18 protein-coding genes are annotated in these 16,828 nt (G+C 75.7%); 11 read left to right on the top strand and 7 right to left on the bottom strand.

The window, feature by feature from the left end:
• Positions 1-12: 12 nt before the first annotated feature.
• From IO33_RS0129335 to IO33_RS0129315, 5 genes are read left to right on the top strand one after another with little or no spacing between them, the layout of a single operon-like run.
• A complete protein-coding gene (locus IO33_RS0129335; RefSeq protein WP_031170447.1) occupies positions 13-807 on the top strand; it encodes a hypothetical protein in 795 nt (264 codons plus the stop codon).
• Positions 808-810: 3 nt separating this feature from the next.
• Entirely contained in the window at positions 811-1,083 is a 273-nt protein-coding gene (locus IO33_RS0129330) for a hypothetical protein (RefSeq protein WP_031170445.1), read from the top strand.
• Positions 1,080-1,754 carry a hypothetical protein gene (locus tag IO33_RS0129325; RefSeq protein WP_031170443.1) on the top strand — a complete coding sequence of 225 codons (675 nt, stop codon included), beginning with the start codon at positions 1,080-1,082 and terminating at the stop codon, positions 1,752-1,754. Before IO33_RS0129330 ends, IO33_RS0129325 begins: the two co-directional genes overlap by 4 nt.
• Before the next feature lie 37 nt (positions 1,755-1,791).
• Positions 1,792-3,447, top strand: coding sequence for a hypothetical protein (locus IO33_RS49585; RefSeq protein WP_157857922.1), 1,656 nt, complete (start codon positions 1,792-1,794; stop codon positions 3,445-3,447).
• A complete protein-coding gene (locus tag IO33_RS0129315; RefSeq protein ID WP_031170439.1) occupies positions 3,444-6,611 on the top strand; it encodes a WD40 repeat domain-containing protein in 3,168 nt (1,055 codons plus the stop codon). The genes IO33_RS49585 and IO33_RS0129315 overlap by 4 nt, the downstream gene beginning before the upstream one ends.
• Before the next feature lie 63 nt (positions 6,612-6,674).
• On the opposite strand, the gene IO33_RS0129310 is transcribed toward IO33_RS0129315, so the two are convergent.
• The 4 genes from IO33_RS0129310 to IO33_RS0129295 form a co-directional block, all read right to left on the bottom strand.
• Positions 6,675-6,884 carry a radical SAM-modified peptide, FtsH ternary system-associated gene (locus tag IO33_RS0129310; protein ID WP_031170437.1) on the bottom strand — a complete coding sequence of 70 codons (210 nt, stop codon included), beginning with the start codon at positions 6,882-6,884 and terminating at the stop codon, positions 6,675-6,677.
• A 4-nt stretch (positions 6,885-6,888) separates the two neighbouring features.
• The gene (gene amrS, locus IO33_RS0129305) at positions 6,889-7,896 is read right to left on the bottom strand and encodes an AmmeMemoRadiSam system radical SAM enzyme (protein ID WP_031170435.1); all 1,008 of its coding nucleotides are present in this window, start codon (positions 7,894-7,896) and stop codon (positions 6,889-6,891) included.
• Between the two features lie 117 nt (positions 7,897-8,013).
• Positions 8,014-9,168, bottom strand: a complete 1,155-nt coding sequence (locus IO33_RS0129300) for a hypothetical protein (protein ID WP_031170433.1) — start codon at positions 9,166-9,168, stop codon at positions 8,014-8,016.
• Positions 9,169-9,308: 140 nt separating this feature from the next.
• Complete coding sequence (locus tag IO33_RS0129295) at positions 9,309-10,133, bottom strand: hypothetical protein (RefSeq protein WP_031170431.1); 825 nt, start codon at positions 10,131-10,133, stop codon at positions 9,309-9,311.
• Between the two features lie 235 nt (positions 10,134-10,368).
• Here IO33_RS0129295 and IO33_RS0129290 point away from each other — a divergent pair, with 235 nt between their 5' ends.
• The 4 genes from IO33_RS0129290 (at position 10,369) to IO33_RS0129275 (ending at position 12,825) form a co-directional block, all read left to right on the top strand.
• On the top strand, positions 10,369-11,016 hold the full coding sequence (locus IO33_RS0129290; protein WP_031170429.1) for a methyltransferase family protein: 648 nt from the start codon (positions 10,369-10,371) through the stop codon (positions 11,014-11,016).
• A 334-nt stretch (positions 11,017-11,350) separates the two neighbouring features.
• Positions 11,351-11,572 (top strand): CbtB domain-containing protein, encoded by a 222-nt coding sequence (locus tag IO33_RS0129285; RefSeq protein WP_031170427.1) that lies wholly within the window; start codon positions 11,351-11,353, stop codon positions 11,570-11,572.
• A gap of 22 nt (positions 11,573-11,594) precedes the next feature.
• Positions 11,595-12,347, top strand: coding sequence for a CbtA family protein (locus IO33_RS0129280; RefSeq protein WP_031170426.1), 753 nt, complete (start codon positions 11,595-11,597; stop codon positions 12,345-12,347).
• Between the two features lie 145 nt (positions 12,348-12,492).
• The gene (locus IO33_RS0129275) at positions 12,493-12,825 is read left to right on the top strand and encodes a hypothetical protein (protein ID WP_031170424.1); all 333 of its coding nucleotides are present in this window, start codon (positions 12,493-12,495) and stop codon (positions 12,823-12,825) included.
• Between the two features lie 189 nt (positions 12,826-13,014).
• Here IO33_RS0129275 and IO33_RS0129270 read toward each other — a convergent pair whose 3' ends face one another.
• From IO33_RS0129270 to IO33_RS0129260, 3 genes are all read right to left on the bottom strand, one after another.
• On the bottom strand, positions 13,015-13,596 hold the full coding sequence (locus IO33_RS0129270; protein ID WP_031170422.1) for a histidine phosphatase family protein: 582 nt from the start codon (positions 13,594-13,596) through the stop codon (positions 13,015-13,017).
• Between the two features lie 185 nt (positions 13,597-13,781).
• On the bottom strand, positions 13,782-14,330 hold the full coding sequence (locus tag IO33_RS0129265; protein ID WP_037686207.1) for an NIPSNAP family protein: 549 nt from the start codon (positions 14,328-14,330) through the stop codon (positions 13,782-13,784).
• Positions 14,327-14,794, bottom strand: a complete 468-nt coding sequence (locus IO33_RS0129260; RefSeq protein WP_031170419.1) for a hypothetical protein — start codon at positions 14,792-14,794, stop codon at positions 14,327-14,329. Before IO33_RS0129260 ends, IO33_RS0129265 begins: the two co-directional genes overlap by 4 nt.
• A 56-nt stretch (positions 14,795-14,850) precedes the next feature.
• On the opposite strand from IO33_RS0129260, the gene IO33_RS0129255 reads away from it, so the two are divergent.
• The gene (locus IO33_RS0129255; RefSeq protein WP_031170417.1) at positions 14,851-15,780 is read left to right on the top strand and encodes a helix-turn-helix transcriptional regulator; all 930 of its coding nucleotides are present in this window, start codon (positions 14,851-14,853) and stop codon (positions 15,778-15,780) included.
• 224 nt (positions 15,781-16,004) lie between these two features.
• Positions 16,005-16,808, top strand: coding sequence for an intradiol ring-cleavage dioxygenase (locus IO33_RS0129250; RefSeq protein ID WP_031170415.1), 804 nt, complete (start codon positions 16,005-16,007; stop codon positions 16,806-16,808).
• Positions 16,809-16,828: the final 20 nt, after the last annotated feature.

Raw genomic sequence — 16,828 nt, 5'->3', positions numbered from 1 at the left:
GGGTACCCCAGCATGTGCAATCCCCGACGGGTCCGTGTCCGGGCCTCCAGCCGGCTCACCCGCATGTGGCAGGAAGAGCTGCGCCGCACGGGCCGGGCCAGCGCGGAGGTGGCCGGCGAGGCCACGCTCCGGGAGGAGTTCGGGACCCTGCTAGGCGCCCCGGCCCGCCGGGCGTTCGAGGACGCGCTCGGCGCCGACACCCGCTGGACCTGGCAGGACGGCGCCTACCGGCTCGACATGGACGGCGGCACGGTCGTCTACCACCTCGACACCGGAGAGATCGAGATGACCGCCCGGCTCAGCGACGTCGTGACCGCCGAGGCCGAGGTGACCCGCACCCTGCAGGGCACGGTCGACGTGAACACCACCGCCGAGCACACCGCGCGGTACTACGACGACAGCTGGGCGGGTCTGAGCAAGTCGGTGGCCGAGCGCACCGCCCGCGCCCAGGCCCAGGAACGGGCCGACCGCGACGCCGCGGAACAGGCCGCCCGCCAGGAGGAACAGGAGCGGCTCGCCGGCCAGCGCAGACTGGCCGGCCAGCGCGACGAGATCGACGCCGAGGCCCGGGCGGAGGCCGAACGCCGGGCCGCCGCCGAGGCAGAGCGGCGCCGCGAGGAACTCGAACGGGACGCCGAGGCCCAGCTGCGGGACACCCGGACCGGCTTCCTGCGCCCGGTGCACGAGGTACTGGCCGTGGCCTACCGCGACGCCATCGTGGCCTACGCGCGCGAGCACGGCGTGCAGGACATCCAGGTCGACGACACGGACGGCACGCTCAACATCCAGTTCGAGATGGAGGCCTGAGCGATGCGGGTCAGGGTCGAGTTCCGGTACAACGCCGAGACCGGCGAGGTCGAGCTGTTCCAGGTGGACGACATCGGCCGCACCACCCGGATCGAGGACCACGACGCAGCCCACGACGAGATCGCGTACGCGATCGGCCGGGTGCTGGACCGCAGGCCCGGCGTGGCGGAAGAGGTACCCGAGCGGGAACGTGAGCCCCAGCTCCGGCAGCAGTCCGCGCAGACCGATCCGGACGACGGGGAGCAGTACCACGAACCGAAGCGCGCCTACGAATGACGAGATCGCCCGACCTCCTGGCGGACGCCGCCCGCTGCTACGAGCAGGCGGGCGACTACGCCGAGGCCGCCCGCTGCCACGCCGACGCCGGCCACCCGCTGAAGGCGGCCGAGCTGTGGGAGCAGGCCGGCGACCCGGAGCGCGCCGCCGGCCTCTGGCGGCGGGCCCGGCGGCCGAGCCGCGCCGCGGAATGCCTGCTGTCCGCACGCCGGTTCGAGGCCGCGGCCGAGTGCTTCGAGGAGGGCGGCGACCTGCTGCGCGCCGGCTGGACCCTGGTCACCCTCACGCGGTCCTACGCCACCGCGGAGCACCTGTTCGCCCTCGCGGAACCACGGACCGCGGCCGAGCGGCTGCGGCGCCGGCTGGGCCGGCAGCTGGCCGCGGCCCGCGCGTACGGCGAGAGCGAGGCGCTGCTGCGCACCCTGGCGGACGTGCCGGAGCGCATCGGCTCGCTCGGCCCGGCCCGGGAGCGGGCCGAGGTGGAGGCGTGGGCGGTCACCGCGGCGGACCACATCCGCCGCCCGGACCTCGGCGCCCTGGTGTTCGCCGCCTCCTACCGCGCCGGCGTCACCGGCTGCGCCGACCGCTGGCAGCAATGGGCCGCCCGCACCCTCGGCGACACCACCGGCGTACCCACCGGACCCGCGCCGCCGGGCCCGGCACAGGCGTAGGCGAGCGGCATCGGCAGATCCATCCATCGGGGGACCCATGAGTACTCTTTGGCGGCGCAAGAAGTTCCCCTTCGTGTTTCCCGCCCAGCCATCCGCCCAGCCCGTGCCGGCGCCGGCCGACCGCGCACGCCCCATCACCGTGATCCCCGTGTCCCCGCACGGCCAGGACACACCGCCCGCGCCGCCCGGCGAACCCCCGGCCACCGACCCGGGGGAGCGGGGCGAGCCGGCCGGCTGGTCGGCCGTCGTCCGGTTCCCGTCCCCCCGCGCCGCCCTGGGCCATGTCGCGGCGACGGCGGAACTGGGCCCGCCGGGCCTGCGCAGGCCGCCCTACGACCAGTCCGTGTGGGCGCTGCTCACCCCCGGGCACCAGCCGGGCCTGCCGCTGGCGGCCGGGTACGGCGGTGTGGTCTGCGAGGCCGACGCCGACGGCCTGCTGTGGCCCGACCGGCCGGCCGCGGGCGTCCCGCGGGCCATCGGCGAGCTGTCCACCGTCGCCGAATGGGACCCGGTGTCCCTCGCCGAACTCGCCGCCCACAGCCCGGTGGCGGGCCCGCCGCCCGGCCTGAAGGAGGTCGCCGTCCTCGCGCCGGGCGCGCTGGGCCGCTGGCTGCTGCGCCGCTGTCTGGCCACGGGCGTCGCGACCACCTTTACACCCGTCGAGCGGCTCGGCCCCGGCGCCCGGGCGGACACGGGCTGGCTGCTGCTGCGGCTGCGGGCCGCGGACGGCTCCGTACCCGTCGGACTGGTCGAGGCGTGCGGCAGGCTGCCGGGAACCGTGGCCTGCCGGGCGGCGGACCCGGACTGCCGGCTCCTGGTCGACGTGCGGCTGCGGCTTCCGCTGGACGACGCCGTACTGCTGGCGGAGGTCCCGCCCGGCGGGCACCTCGTGGTGGAACGCGCCGTGGCCGGGCCGCCCTGGCAGTGGCGGCCGCTGGGCGAACCGGCCGCGGGTGAACTCCTCGACGCGCACCCGGTGCCGGCCGCCGCCCCGCCCGTCCGCACACCGGTGCCCGTACCCGCCCTCGGGCCGCCGCTGCCGGTCCGCCTGGTGACCAGCGCACGCGCCCCGCACCGGGTCGACGCCGTGCTGGTCGCGGACGGCGAACTCGACGCCCTGCGCCGCTTCCTGCGCACCCGGCCGCTGCACGAGACCGCCGTGGTCGCCTTCGGACCCGGCCGCCACCTGGTGACCGAGCCGCCCGGACTGTGCCAGGCCCTGCCCTTCGGCATCCCCGTCCACCAGGCCGGTCCGGGCGCCCTGTACCTGGAGAGCGGCTGCGTCCTCAACCCGCCGCTGCCGGACACCGCACGCGACGAGGTCCTCGGCCTCGGCCCGGACGTCATCACCGTGCTGTGCCGCGACGGCGCCTGGCGGCTGCGGCTGGCCGACGTACGGCCCGCCTGGCAGCTGTGGATGCCCGCACCGCCCGCCTTCGCCACCGGACTGTCCGAGTCCGCTCGGGACCTGCTGGACCGGCTGGCCCAGGTGATGCCCGAACCGGAGCCCGCCGCACCGGCCGCGGCGCGCACCCCGGAGGTGGAACGGCGGCGGCTGAACCAGGTCGCCATGGAGCACTCCCTGCGCGGCGAGTACCGCAAGGCCGCCGAACTCCTGGAACAGGCGGGCCACTTCCAGCGCGCCGCCCAGATGTACGAGCGGGCCGCGGCCGAGCTGGGCGAGGGCCTGTGAGCACTCCGCCGGCCGGCGCCTGGAGCGCCCAGCAGATCCTCACCGTGCCGGCGGCCGACGCCCGCGGCCTGTGCCTGTCGCCGGACGGCACCGGACTGGTCGTGCCGCACGGCGGCGAGGTGCTGCGCTACGACGACGAGGGCCGTGTCGTGTGGCGGCTGGCCCGGCCCGGCGCCCCGCCCGGGCCGGACCCGCACCCCGGTACCGACGCGGCGGTGTGGACCCCCGACGGCGACCGGCTGTTCCTGCTCGGCGCGGGCCGGCTGATCCTCCTCGACGCCGACACCGGGGAGCCCGTGGAACTGCCCGCGCAGCTCCACACCGAAGGTGAGATCACCGCCCTGGCCCTGTCGCCCGACGCCCGGCTGCTCGCGGCGGGGCTGCGGACCGGCGACGTCCTGCTGCTGTACCGCGCCGAAGGCACCGTGACCCGGCTGCGCGGGGTCGACCCGGTGGTGGAGGTGTGCTGGATCCCGGGCCGGCAGGACACCCTGTGCGTGGCCACGGCCACGTCCGCGCAGCTGTGGGAACCGCACGGCGGCACCATGACCGGCACGCTCGGCGGGCTGTTCGAGGGCCTGCGCCGCGTGGCGTGCTCCCCGGAGGGGCGGGCCATCGCCGTCGAGGACTACGCGGGCCTGCGGCTCCTGGACCCGGGCTCCGGACGGGAACTGCGCCGCGAGTTCGTGCCGTACCGCATGAACGCGCTGACGTTCAGCCACGACGGCTCCCTGCTGATCGCCGGCTCCGAGCTGGACGGGCTGCGCGTCCTCGGCCCCCGCCTCGACGTCCTCGGACAACTGCCCGGCCGGGTCACCGGCCCCGGCGACCTGAGCCTGTCGGCGAGCGGGCTGGTCGCCGCCCGGCTCGACGCGGACACGATCGCGGTGTGGGAGCCGTCCGGCGCGGTACCGCGCCCGCACCGGCGCCGGGACCCGGCCGCGCTGCGCCGCTGGGCCAACGCCATGGGCGTCACCGTCGGCAAGGTCCACACCCGCACCGGGGAGCGGCCGCCGGGGGTGCTGCGCGCCCTGCGCCTGCCCGAGGCCGGGCTGGGCTGTGTCGCACCGGCCCTCGTGTGGTCGCCCGACGGTGCCGGGCACTGGTGCGAGTCGGGGCCGGGCCGCATCCTCGCCTACGCCGCCGACGCGACACAGCCGCGCGGCGAGGCGGCCGTGCGCAGCTTCCCGCACGGCTGGTACGACGCCGCCTGCCTGGCCGGCGACGGCCCGGTCCTGGTGCTCGCGTCCCACTACGAACAGGGTGTCAACCGGCTGGTGGACCCGCGCGACGGCCGGGTGCTCGCCGAACGCGTGGCGGGGCAGGCGGTCACCGCCCATCCGGTGCGCCCGCTGCGCTGGGCGGCGCCCGAGCCGGGCGCCGCTCCCCGGCAGGTGCTGGTGCACGACCTGGCCCAGGACAGCGGCGGACCGCAGCGGCTGCCCGTGGAGGACGGGGTGCGCCGGCCCGCCTGGTCCCCGGACGGCCGGCTGCTCGCGGCCGGCACCCGTGGCCGGGTGATCGTCTGGGGCACCGGTCCCACCGGCCGCTGCCGCCGGGTGCGGGTGCTGGACTGGCCCGACCCGCAGGCCATGGTGTGCCGGGTGGCCTGGTCACCGGACGGCAGCCGGCTGGCCGCCACACCGGGCAGCGCCGGCGGCCCGGTCGTGGTCTGGGACACCGGCGCCTGGCAGCGGCGGCAGACGTTCGGCGAGGCCGGCGGCCGGGACTGGGCGCCCGCGCTGTCCTGGTGCGCCGACTCCCGGCTGCTGGCGTTCGCGTCCGCCGACCAGGACTCCGTGGCAGAGGTCTGGGACGCGCAGGAGGCGCGCCGGATCCGGGTGCTCGTGCCGCCGGACGGCGTCGGCGGGCATCTGTGGACCTTGCGCTGGTCACCGGTCGGCGACCAGCTCGCGGCCACCTACAACTCGGGTGCCGCGGTCCTGTGGGAGCTGTTCACTGGCGGCCCGCGCACGGCCGCCGCACCGGTTGCGCCCAACGGCCAGGAGGAACTCGTACGGCTCGCCGTGCTCGCCGCCGTCCACGGGTTCGGGGTGCCGCTGGACCTGCTGGCGGACGTACTGGCGCTGCTGCGCGGCACCACCCCGCCCCGGCTGCGGATCCTGGCCGACCACCGCGGCCTGCACGCGCTGCGCGAACTGGGCTGGCCCGGTCCCGCCCTGGCGGGGCTGGCGCTGCTGCTGGTCGCGGACCTGCCCGCCGACCCGGCGTACCTGGCCCCGCCCGAGGTCACCCCGGCCGATCTGGCCCAGGCCCTGGGCCGGGCGCTGACCGGCTCCTCCATCCCCGCCCGCGGGTCCGCGCCCATCCTCACCGAACTGACCGCGGCACTGGGCACCGTGGACGACCGGCTGGTCGCGCTGCTGCGCATCCTCGGCCCCGAGGCGGTGGCCGCCGACCCCACCCTGCCGGCCCGGATGCGCCGGCTGCCGCTCTCCCTCACCCCGCCCGGACCCGCGCAGCGCGCCCTGCTGGGCCTGCGGCTGCTGGATGGTGACACCGGCCTCGCCATGGGCGGCGCGGGCGGCACCGGCCGCTCCGGGCTCGCCCGGCACGGCCCCGCCGACCGGCTGCTGCCCACCCAACTCGCCCTGCCCACCGAGCTGCTCAGGGCCCGGCACGCCCGCGACGAGCTGCTGTACCGCACCAGCAGCGGCCGGCTGCCGCGCGATCCGCACGGCCTGGTGCTGGTGCTGGACGACACACCCGCCACCCACGGCAAGGTCGGCTCCGTGCTGCGGCTCGCGGCCCATCTGATGGCCGCCACCGTGCTCAGGCTGGGGCGGCCCTGCGCCCTGGTGCCGCTCGCCGAGCCCTGGCGGTCGCGGTACCTGCAGGGCCCGGAGGACCTGGTCCATGTGTGGGCCGCCGGTCCGCTGACGGCCGGAGACGCGCCCACGGCGTTCCGGGAGGCCGAGGTGGTGGCCGCCCGGCTCACCGCCGACCTGTCCGGACCGCCCCGGGTGGTGCTGCTGTCCCATCCCTACCTGCGGCCCGCACCGCGACCGGGACTGCGCGAACTGCGCGTGCACTACCCGCACATCCCCTGGCGCGAGCCCGCCCGGCACCGCCAGGTACTGCCGCCGGAGCCGTCCCCGGAGGAACTGCGGGCGGCCCTGACGGCGCTCCTGTCGGACGAGTGAGACGTCGGGGGCACGCGGTCGGCCGCCGCCGCGCCCGGCGGTTCAGGGTGGGGCGCGGCGCGGTCAGCCGCAGAGCATCTGCTCGATCGCGTCCGGTCCCAGTGTCTGCAGCAACTGCTCCAGCACCTCGGGCCGGAAGGCGTCACCGAGCACCTGGACGCCCCCGCCGTCGACCCGGATGCTGATCCGCACCAGGCGCCCCTCGGGATGCTGCTCGTACTCCTCGGGCTGGATCAGGTCGGGGATGTGCTCGACCATCCGGTACTCGATCATGGTGTCACCATCGTCCTTCCACTTCGGCGCCGCACCGCGGGCACCTGCCGTCCTCGAGAACGTTCTCGCCCAGGGCCCACACGTCCCGCGCCACCACGGTGCTACGGCATCTCGCGCACCGGGTGGCCCGCCCGTCGGCGCCCAGGGCCCGCTCGACGTACACGTGCCGCAGCCCCTCCTCGTGCCCGATGCGCACCCCGGCCTCCAGGTCGGCCACCGGCGTGGGCGCGTGACCGGTGCGGCGGTGGGCGGGCGTGGCCCGGACCAAGTGCCAGGGGATCGCGGGGTCCAGCGCGGCCAGCGCCCGGGCGATCGGGCGCAACGTGCCGGGCCCGGCGGTGAGCCCGGGGATCAGCGGGGTCGACACCTCCAGCCAGACGCCGCGTTCCCGCAGCCCGGTGAGCGCGTCGAGCACGGGCCCCGGCCGCGCGCCGGTGAGTTCACGGTGGTCGCGTTCGTCCAGCGTCTTCACATCGACGTTGACGGCGGCCACATGGCGCGCCGCGAGCTCGACGGCCTCGGCGGTCAGGAAGCCGTTGCTCTTCCAGACCACCTCCACCCCGAGCGGACGGCCCGCTTCGGCCAGTGCGGCGGTGAGTTCGATGGCCAGCGAGGGTTCGGTGTAGGAGATCGCGACACAGCCCGAGCGTCCCGCCGCCTCCCCGGTCACCTCCGCCGGGTCCACCGGCTCGGCGTCCCAGCGCACGGAGTCCGCACGGCCGTACTGCGACATGCGGTGGTTGATGCAGTAGTCGCAGGCGAAGGTGCAACCGGGTGCGGCCAGGGTCAGACAGGGAGTGCCCGGCCGGTAGTGGTACAGCGGCTTGCGCTCGACGGCGTCCCAGTGCCGCACCGACGACGCGAAGGTCGCGGTCTCCAGCCGGTCCCCGGACCGACGGCGCACCCCGCACAGACCCGTCTCGCCGTCCTGCAGCGCACAGCGGAAGGGGCACAGCAAGCACTGCACCCGACCGCGCTGCGGCCGGTGCAGGACCGCCGGTGTCCACTGCATGCCCATGTACCGTCCCCCGTCCGGTCGGTGCGCTGTGGTCAGCGTAGCCCGGCGCCGCTCAACTCATCCGGGAACCGGCGGACTTGGGGTACCGGGTCGGCAGGTCGTGGCAGGCACTCACCCGACCACCGCTTCCCCGGGGGCCGCCGTCGCGTCGAGCGCGGCCAGCAGCGCACCGCCCGCCTCCGCCCGCGAGCGACGGCGGTGGGCGGCCGACGGATCCGCGGCCGGCGCGGCCCGGGTGCCGGCGGACCGCAGGCGCAGCACCTCGGTCACGGCCCGCTCGCCGACGTCCCGCCGGTCGTACGCGGCGGGATCCTGCTGGAAGGCGAGGGCGGAGGCGGCCAGCACCCCGGCCGCCGAGGAGCAGCGGGACGGGCCGCCCGCCAGCATCCGGCGCGCCCCCTCGGAGACGTCCGCACCGCCGGGCGGCCGTACGGGCGCGAGCAGTTCGGTCAGTGTCAGCCCGCCCAGCCCGGACCAGCCGCCCGTCGTCAGCGCCCCGGCCACGGCACGGGCCTCGGCGCCGTCGCCGGTGTCGTCCGGCGCGCCCGGGCGCCCGGCCGGCCGGGCGGCGGCGGCCGCCAGCCGCAGCCGGGCGCCGGGCGGCGGATGCGCGCCGTCGAAGTCCCGCTCGTCCACGTCGTCCCCGGCGTCGAGCAGTTCGGCCAGTACGGCGGCGTAGGCGGGCCCGCACAGCACGGCGGCGCACACGTCGGCGAACGCCTCGCCCGACCACCGCTCCCAGTGGGCGGCACGCTCCGGGGGCAGGCCGGCCGTCGCGACCCGCCGCCGGATCTCGTCCCCCAGACCGCAGTCGTCGTCGATGTGGTGCGCGGCCTCGTGTGCCACGGTGAGCAGGCCGGGCAGGTGCGAGCGGAAGGACCAGGGCACGTCGATGACCGGGAACGGCAGCCGCGCGGCGGCCTCGCGGCCCTTGGCGGTGTGGATGCCGCCGCGGGGCAGCAGATCGTGGTAGGCGCTGCCCCGGCGGTGGGCGCGCGGCGCGGCCGCCCGGCTGAAGCCGACCAGCGGGGGCTCCTTGGGGCGGGCACCGGCGAGCCCCAGGACCGGGCCGTAGCACTCCCACGCCAGCTCGTCGGCGACGCCGAGGAGGCGGCGGTAGTCGCGGACGCGGCGCAGCAGGAACCGGGTGCGGTAGAAGTCCCACACATGGTGCAGGTCCAGGACCCGGCCGGGCACGTCCCCGGCGCGTCCGTCCCCGAGCCGGGCCCGTACGTCGGCCAGCCCCACGCCGAGCAGCGCGGCCACCGCCTCCAGTTGGCTGTGGTGCTTCTCCAGCGGGCCGCCGGCGCGGCTCGCGGCCTGCCACTGGTGCAGTTCCTCCTCCAGCCCGGCGACGGCGTGCAGCCGCGCGGCGGCGCGCCGGACGGACAGCGGCGCAGCGCCGGTCAGGACGGGTCCCGGGCCGGTTCGGGTGCCACGAGGAGCTGCCGCGGGGCCTCGAGCACGGCCGCCGGGTCGTCGGCGGCCTGCTCCAGCAGCAGGGGCGGTACCGGCTCGGCGTCGAGGCCGCGCCCCGGCTGCACGGGCCCGTACTCCTCGCGCACCCCGCCCAGCCAGGTGCCGCGCAGCCGTACGACCCGGAAGAGCGGGGTGAGCGCCTCGCCGATCCACTGGAAGCCCAGGTGCCGGCTGCCGGCCAGCTGCGCCGAGCCCGCCAGGTCGAGCAGCTGCACCGGACCGCTGCCCACGGACGTGGCCAGGCGCAGCTCGGCGGCGGCACCCGCTCCGGCGGCCACCAGCACGACGGCCGCGTCCGCCCGGACCACCTCGGTCACGGCGAGCAGCCCGGTGTCCCACCGGCCCGCCCAGTAACGCCGGACGAGCGCGCCGGCCAGGGCCCGGCTGTCCGCCATCCCGCTCCCGGTCAGGCCCCGGTACGCCACCAGAGCGGCCCGCTGCCGGGCGAACCGCAGCAGCACTCCGGCGTCCGCGTCGGCGAGGGCCGCGAAGAGGGGGTCCGTGGCACCGGACGCCTTGAAGCGGACATCGATCCCGCCCCCGGCGTCGTACAGGAAGGCTCCGCGGGCCTCGGGCGGCGTCTCCTCGAAGCGGATCCTGTGGTCGGCCAGTGTCCCGGCCGCGCGGACGGACCCCCGCGAGTCGTGCAGGACGTCCCCGACGGCGACCTTCTGCAGCAGGGGCCAGGCCAGCCACCAGTCTCCCCACGCCTCACGCATGGCGTCCCGGTACACGGCGAACGCATGGACCACGGCGTTCAGCTCCTCCCCTGTCCCGCCCGAGCACCTGGGCGCAGGCTAGCAGCGGCCCACCCGGGACACGCCCGAACTTCCCGGGCCCGCACGGAACTTGGCTCCGGCGCCCGGCTCCGCGGCCGCGGGGACCGGTTTCTCCATCCGTGGGTGGAGACCGGTGGAGACCGGTGGCGTCCTCTCCATCGACCCGTGGGCGGTGGTGACCCGCGGGTACGCGGAGCAGGCTTGAGGCATGGGCTCTCTTCACTCGGCACTGGTCCTGATCACCGACGTCTGCGTCCTGGTCTTCGTCGCCGCCTGGGTCGCCGGCGCCGTCTACTTCGGCGTGCGGAGCCGGTCCGGGGCGCGCGACTGGGTGCGCGGACTGCGCCGCACCCTGCCGCGCCGGATGCTGCTGGTCGCGGGCGTCTGTGTGTTCTTCGCCCTGGTCGGTCGCTCCGAGGGTTTCTGGCGGCACTTGCGGTACTGGCAGCCCGAGCTGGCGCTGCCGGGCGTCCTGCTCGCCGTCGCCTCGACCGCCCTGCTGCTGTGGGCCCGCTGGGTGCTGGGCACCATGTGGGCCAGTGTGCCGACGCTCCGGGAACACCACGAGCTGCGCACGGACGGTCCCTACCGGCTGGTCCGCCACCCCATCTACACCGGGTTGCTCGGCCTGGTCATCGGCTCCATGCTGGCCTGCGGCTTCGGCGTCCGTGTGGCGTACCTCGCGGTCGCCCTCCCCTGGCTGCTGCGCCGGGTCCGCGTCGAGGACGGCCTGATGGCCCGTCGGTTCGGTGCCGCCTACGACGCCTACCGCGCCGAAGTCCCGGCCCTGATCCCCCGTATACGGTCCGTGTCCCACCGGGCCGGCAGCGGGCGCGGCGGCACAGCGCCGGCCTGAGGCGCGGGAGCGCGGTGACGCCGGGGAGGTCCGCGGTGCGGCGGCCCTGAGCCTGCTTCCGTGCCCCCGGCTCGTCCCTCTGCCACCACCCGTCCATGCCGAACCGCCTGGTGGAGAGGAAGATCACGCCGGGCGGAGGCGGTCTTGGCGGGGTGCGCGGCACGCGGTACGGTCTGTCCGATATCGACGACGGCGAGACGGAAGCCGGTGGGAATCCGGAACGGTCGCGCCACTGTGTGCGAGTCGCCACCCGAGGCGTCTCGTGAGTCAGACCCGTGGCCGTCGTCCTGTGCACCACCGAGATGGGACGCGAACTCCCAGAGGAGGTCCTGCCATGGCGCAGACCGTCGCCCAGCCGACAGCCACCACCCCCGTCGTTCCCGCCACGCTGCCCCTGAAGGCGATTGCTCCCTGGGCGGTCTTCTTCGGCATCCTCATGCTGGTCCTGCTGTACTTCGTCGGTGCCGAGCAGGGCGCCACCTCCGTGTTCAACGGCACGGACGTCCACGAGTGGGTGCACGACGCCCGTCACCTGCTCGGTTTCCCCTGCCACTGAGGCGAGGGGACACCGCACGCCCATGAACTCCGCAACCGTACGGAACCTCCTCGTACGGGGCATGCTCGCCGGCCTCGCGGCCGGCGTGCTCGCCCTCGTCGTGGCGTACTTCCTCGGTGAGCCGGCCGTCGACAAGGCGATCGGCTTCGAGGAGGCCCACTCCCACGAGCACGAGATGGAGGTCGTCTCCCGTTCCCTGCAGTCCACCGCCGGGCTCGCCACCGGCGTCCTCGTCTACGGGGTCGCCTTCGGCGGCATCGCCGCGCTCGCCTTCTGCTTCGCCCTCGGCCGCGTGGGCCGCTTCAGCCCGCGCGCCACGGCACTGCTGCTGTCGGGCTGCGCCCTGCTCGCGGTGTACGTCGTGCCGTTCCTGAAGTACCCGGCCAACCCGCCGTCGGTCGGCAGCCCCGACACCATCGGCAAGCGGACCACCCTGTACTTCCTGATGATGCTGCTCAGCGTCCTGCTGGCGGTCGCCGCCACCCTGCTGGGCAAGCGCCTGGCCCCCCGCCTGGGCACCTGGTGGGCGACGGTCGCCGCGGTGGCGGCGTTCGCCGTCGTGGTCGCCCTGGCCTACCGGTTCCTGCCGGTCGTCAACGAGGTGCCCAAGGACTTCCCGGCCACCCTGCTGTGGCGGTTCCGGCTCTCCGCGCTGGCGGTCCAGAGCGTTCTGTGGGGCGGATTCGGTCTGGTCTTCGGCGAGTTGGCCGAGCGTCTGCTGAACCCGAAGCCGGCCGAGGCCGCGAGCGGGCGAGCGGTTCCGGCCGCGCACTGACTCCTTCCGGACAACAGAGGGCCCTTCGGAACCATCCGGGGGCCCTCTGGCGTTTCCGGGACACCGACGCGCACGGGATCACCGGCAGGGCCCGGGAGCCCGGCCGGCCGGCGCGGTGCACCCGGGCGAGGAGCGGAGGAACCGAGTGGCCAGACCCCCACAGCCCCGCCGGATCACCCTCGGCGGCCGCGAGGCGGTCGCCCTCACCCTGCGGGAATACGAGCAACTGGTGGCCAGCCGACGGCAGGTCGGCGGCCAGAGCGCCCGCGTGCGCGTGCTCGCCCAGCAGGCAAGGCGCACCGAACGGCTCCTGCACGACCTGGAGACGCTGATAGCGGCCTCGTGGGACGACTGCCCGGGACGGCCCCACCAGGCGCCCGCGGCATGCCCCGACCGCGCGGAGGGCGGCACCGACGCCCCCTGCCTGCGCTGCGCGATAGCGGCGCTGCTGCGCCGTCACCGGGACCCGGCGGACTGAACCCCCGGTCGGCCGTCGGGCAGTGCGCTGCCGCGCGGGTCGCGCAGCCCGGGACGGCCGCCGGCGCGAGCTCCAGGACCGGGCGACGTCGCCTTCGGGGGTCGGAGAGTGACGACACGCGGCAGATACGTGTGCCGGGCCCCAGGCCCCGCGACGCCGGCCAGATCCGAAAGACCCGGCGGAGAGGCCCTAGCCGGCGTCCGGCGCGGTGAGCGGACGGCCCAGCCGCACGTTCCAGCGCCCGGACCGGCCACTGAGTTCGGTCACGGTCAGCGGCGGCACGTCCAGGCGCCAGAAGCCCGAAGCCGGCAGGTCCAGCGCGTCGACGACCGCCGCCCGCACCACCTCCGGCTCGACCACGGCGACCGTACGGCCCTGCACGGCCTGCGCGTCGGCCAGCCAGCGTGCGACCCTCCCGCACAGGTCCCGCACGGACTCGCCCCCGTGCGGTGCGCACGTCGGGTCGGTGAGCCAGCGGCCCACCGCCTCCGGCTCCGCGGCCCCCACCTCCTCCAGGGTGCGGCCCCGCCAGCGGCCCGCATCAAGACCCGCCAGCTCACGCGCCGGCCCACCCTCCAGACCCAGTGCCCGCGCCGTCTCCCGGCAGCGCGCGCTGGGGGAGGTGAGCACCCGGACCGCGGAGGGCAGCGCCCCGGCCGCCGCCCGGGCCCGCGCCGCGCCGCCCTCGTCGAGAGGGTCCCCGTCGTCGAAGCGGGCCTGTCGCGAGGACGCACTCATCGCGGGAGAGACGAGAAGAACCCGACTGGTCACGCGGTCACTCCGGCTGCTGAGGTGGGGGGACTCGGGCAGGGGCCCGCCGGGCAAGGGCGGTGCAGCAGTCTACCCACGTCCGCGACCCGCGTGACCGACACGAGGTCGACCGGGCAACGGACCACCGCGGCAGCACTTCTGCGGCACCCTCACCCGCCGGACGCCCGCCGCCCGGCAGCGCGAGATCACGTCGTCACGGGTGCCAGGCGCAGCCGCGCGGTCGGCCACGGGGGTGGCTCGGCCGGGCCGAACCAGACCCGGACGTCGTCCCCGGTGCGGACGGGCAGAAGCGGGTAGTCGTTCTCGGCGTGCTCGGTGCGGTGCAGCGCGTGGGCCGGGCCCAGGTGCCGGGCGGCGTACGCGTCGAAGGCGGCCGGCTCGGCCGGCCGGCAGATCGTCGCGACCACCTCGCGGGTGCCCGGCTCCGCCTGGAAGCCCGGGCCGCGCAGCAGCAGGACGTCGTCGCTGTCCACCATGGTGGCGTTGGCCGCGTCGCGGTGCCTGCGCCAGACCGGGCCGCTGTAGAAGGCCTCCAGCGCGCGCCGGCGGTGCGCCATGTCCGGGAAGGCGCGCAGCCAGACGAAGCGGTCCGGGTCGTCCAGGTCTCGGAAACGGCCGCCGACGGTGATGCCGGCCGCCTGCTGGCCGGTCACGAACGCGCGCTCGAACAGCTCGATCAGTGTCTCCCGGCTGCCCGGACGCAGGGTGTACTGCCGGAGTTCGACGATCCTCATGCGCCGGGCCGCCCGGTGCGGGTGAGGTCCATGGTCCAGTTGAGCTCCCAGGTGCGGCCGCCGTCGGCGGAGAACTCCTGCTCCCAGCGGGCGGTGTCCGGGCCGAGGCGGTACCAGGTGAAGTGCACCCGGATCGGGCGGCCGGCGTAGGTGTCGTCGCCGTGGAAGTCACCGCGGTCGCCCGTGAAGCCGCCGGTCACGGGGGGATCGAGCCGGCCCGTCCGGCTGTCGGACCAGTGGATCGCCCAGCGTTGCGCCTCCCGGTCGAACAGGCGCAGGGTCACGCCCTGGCGGCCGAGGGTGGGGAAGGTGATCTCGTCGATGTTGCCGGCACCGCCGAACAGCGGCCGGACCACCGCGTGACCGGGGAACTCCACCCAGCTGCCCGGGCCGGCGCCGAGCGGCGTGGTGAGACGGCGGTTGGCCACGTCCCAGGAGCCGTGCAGGAAGTCGAAGTCGTCCATGCGCCGCAGGTTAGGGACTATCCACTGACATCCACTGTCAGTGGATACTGGGCGCCATGCGCGCGAGCCGACTGGTCACCCTGCTTCTGCTGCTCCAGAACCGGGGCCGGATGACCGCCCGGGAGCTGGCCGAGGAACTGGAGGTCTCCGTCCGGACGGTCTACCGGGACGTCGAGGCGCTCGGCGGCGCCGGCATCCCGCTGTACGGGGAGGCCGGACACGCGGGCGGCTACCGGCTGGTCGACGGCTACCGGACCCGCCTCACCGGGCTGACCGCGGACGAGGCCCAGGCCGCGTTCCTCGCCGCGCTCCCCGGCACCGCCGCCGAGCTCGGACTCGGCGAGGCGCTCGCCACCGCCCAGCTCAAGCTGCGGGCCGCCCTCCCGGCGGAGCTGCGCGAGCACGCCGGGCGGATCCAGGAGCGCTTCCTTCTCGACGCCCCCAGCTGGTACGACGACGCCGACCGCACGCCTCACCTGGCCGCGGTCGCCGCAGCGGTGTGGGAGCTGCGGGTGGTGGTCCTGCGGTACCGGCGCTGGCGGGCGCCCGAGGAGATCGAGCGGCGGGTGCAGCCGTACGGGCTCGTCCTCAAGGCCGGGCGCTGGTACCTGGTCGCCGGCGGGCCGTCCGGCATCCGTACCTACCGGGTCGACCAGATCGTCGAACTCCGCTGTCTGGACGAGGAGTTCACTCTCCCGGCGGGCTTCGGCCTGGCCGCGCACTGGAAGAGCTATCTGGCCGGCTTCCGGGCCCGGCTGCACACCGGGGAGGCGCTGGTACGGCTCACCCCGGAGGGTGCCCGCCGCCTCGGCGTGACGCCCGCGGGCGACGGATGGACGGAGACCCGGGTGCCCATCGAGTCGATCGACCACGCCCACGGGGAGTTCCTGCGGCTGGGCGGCGACGTCGAGGTCATGGCACCGGCCGAACTCCGCGACCGCATCGCCGAGACGGTACGGACCCTCGCCGTCCGCTACGCGGGATGAGTCCGGGCCGGCCCCGCGCACCTGACGGCGCGGTGTGGCCGGCCGCACCTGACCCGGCACGGCGTCGTCGACGGGGTGGCCGCCCGGGAGCGGCGAACGACCGGACCCGCTCGCGGCCTCGGTGTACGGCGCGCACGCGCCACCGGTGGTGGGTTTCGTAACGCGGTGGCTTCGTGGGTCGTCCGTGCGATCCCGTCCCTCGTCACCGGCGCCATGCTCACCCCATGACTGACATCCCCCACCACAACACCGCGGAACCGCAGCGCGGCCCGGAGCCGTCGGACCTTCCCGCAGGTGCCACGCGCAGGTCCGTCATAGCCACCCTGGGCGGCGCCACCCTCGGCGTGGCCGCGCTGGGTCTCGCCGCCACGCAGGCGACCGCCGCCACCGGGCACCGGACCGCGGCCCGGCCGGCCGTCGCCTGCGTCCTCACACCCGAGCAGACGGAGGGGCCGTACTACCTGGACCTGGAGACGGTCCGCAAGAACATCACAGAGGGGAAGGCGGGCGTTTTGCTGACCCTCCGCGTGACGGTGGTCGACGCGGCGACCTGCGCCCCGCTGCCCCAGACGGCGGTCGACATCTGGCACTGCGACGCCCTCGGAGTCTACTCCGGATATGTGGCCGGAGGCTCCACCCCGGACACCACCTTCCTGCGCGGGGTGCAGCTGACGGACTCCGCCGGTGTCGCGGAGTTCACCACCGTCTACCCCGGCTGGTACGTCGGCCGGGCCCTCCACATCCACGTCAAGACGCATGCGGGCGGCACCGTGTCGGGCGGGACGTACCACGGCGGCCACGTGTCCCACACGGGCCAGCTCTACTTCCCGGAGACGTACAACACCAGGATCGCCGCCCTGTCCCCTTACCGGAACAACACGGCCACCCGCACACTCAACGCGCGGGACGGCATCTACCGCAACGGCGGGTCCGCCACCCTCCTGACCCTCACCCAGGCGGGCAGCGACCTCGGCAAGGGAGTGACCGGAACCGTCGTCCTCGGCATCAACCCCGCCGCCACTCCCTGACGCACCGGAAAGACCCGCGG

This window comes from Streptomyces durhamensis (assembly GCF_000725475.1).
GTDB lineage: Bacteria > Actinomycetota > Actinomycetes > Streptomycetales > Streptomycetaceae > Streptomyces > Streptomyces filipinensis.
Note: the sequence above shows the minus strand (reverse complement) of the source record. Positions and strands in the feature narration are given on the sequence as shown.

What these genes read in the sequence shown, in the direction of transcription:
- IO33_RS0129335 (WP_031170447.1), top strand. Translation starts at nt 13, where the DNA reads ATGTGCAATCCCCGACGGGTCCGTGTCCGGGCCTCCAGCCGGCTCACC.
- IO33_RS0129330 (WP_031170445.1), top strand. Translation starts at nt 811, where the DNA reads ATGCGGGTCAGGGTCGAGTTCCGGTACAACGCCGAGACCGGCGAGGTC.
- IO33_RS0129325 (WP_031170443.1), top strand. Translation starts at nt 1,080, where the DNA reads ATGACGAGATCGCCCGACCTCCTGGCGGACGCCGCCCGCTGCTACGAG.
- IO33_RS49585 (WP_157857922.1), top strand. Translation starts at nt 1,792, where the DNA reads ATGAGTACTCTTTGGCGGCGCAAGAAGTTCCCCTTCGTGTTTCCCGCC.
- IO33_RS0129310 (WP_031170437.1), bottom strand. Translation starts at nt 6,884, where the DNA reads ATGATCGAGTACCGGATGGTCGAGCACATCCCCGACCTGATCCAGCCC.
- amrS (WP_031170435.1), bottom strand. Translation starts at nt 7,896, where the DNA reads ATGCAGTGGACACCGGCGGTCCTGCACCGGCCGCAGCGCGGTCGGGTG.
- IO33_RS0129290 (WP_031170429.1), top strand. Translation starts at nt 10,369, where the DNA reads ATGGGCTCTCTTCACTCGGCACTGGTCCTGATCACCGACGTCTGCGTC.
- IO33_RS0129285 (WP_031170427.1), top strand. Translation starts at nt 11,351, where the DNA reads ATGGCGCAGACCGTCGCCCAGCCGACAGCCACCACCCCCGTCGTTCCC.
- IO33_RS0129280 (WP_031170426.1), top strand. Translation starts at nt 11,595, where the DNA reads ATGAACTCCGCAACCGTACGGAACCTCCTCGTACGGGGCATGCTCGCC.
- IO33_RS0129265 (WP_037686207.1), bottom strand. Translation starts at nt 14,330, where the DNA reads ATGAGGATCGTCGAACTCCGGCAGTACACCCTGCGTCCGGGCAGCCGG.
- IO33_RS0129260 (WP_031170419.1), bottom strand. Translation starts at nt 14,794, where the DNA reads ATGGACGACTTCGACTTCCTGCACGGCTCCTGGGACGTGGCCAACCGC.
- IO33_RS0129255 (WP_031170417.1), top strand. Translation starts at nt 14,851, where the DNA reads ATGCGCGCGAGCCGACTGGTCACCCTGCTTCTGCTGCTCCAGAACCGG.
- IO33_RS0129250 (WP_031170415.1), top strand. Translation starts at nt 16,005, where the DNA reads ATGACTGACATCCCCCACCACAACACCGCGGAACCGCAGCGCGGCCCG.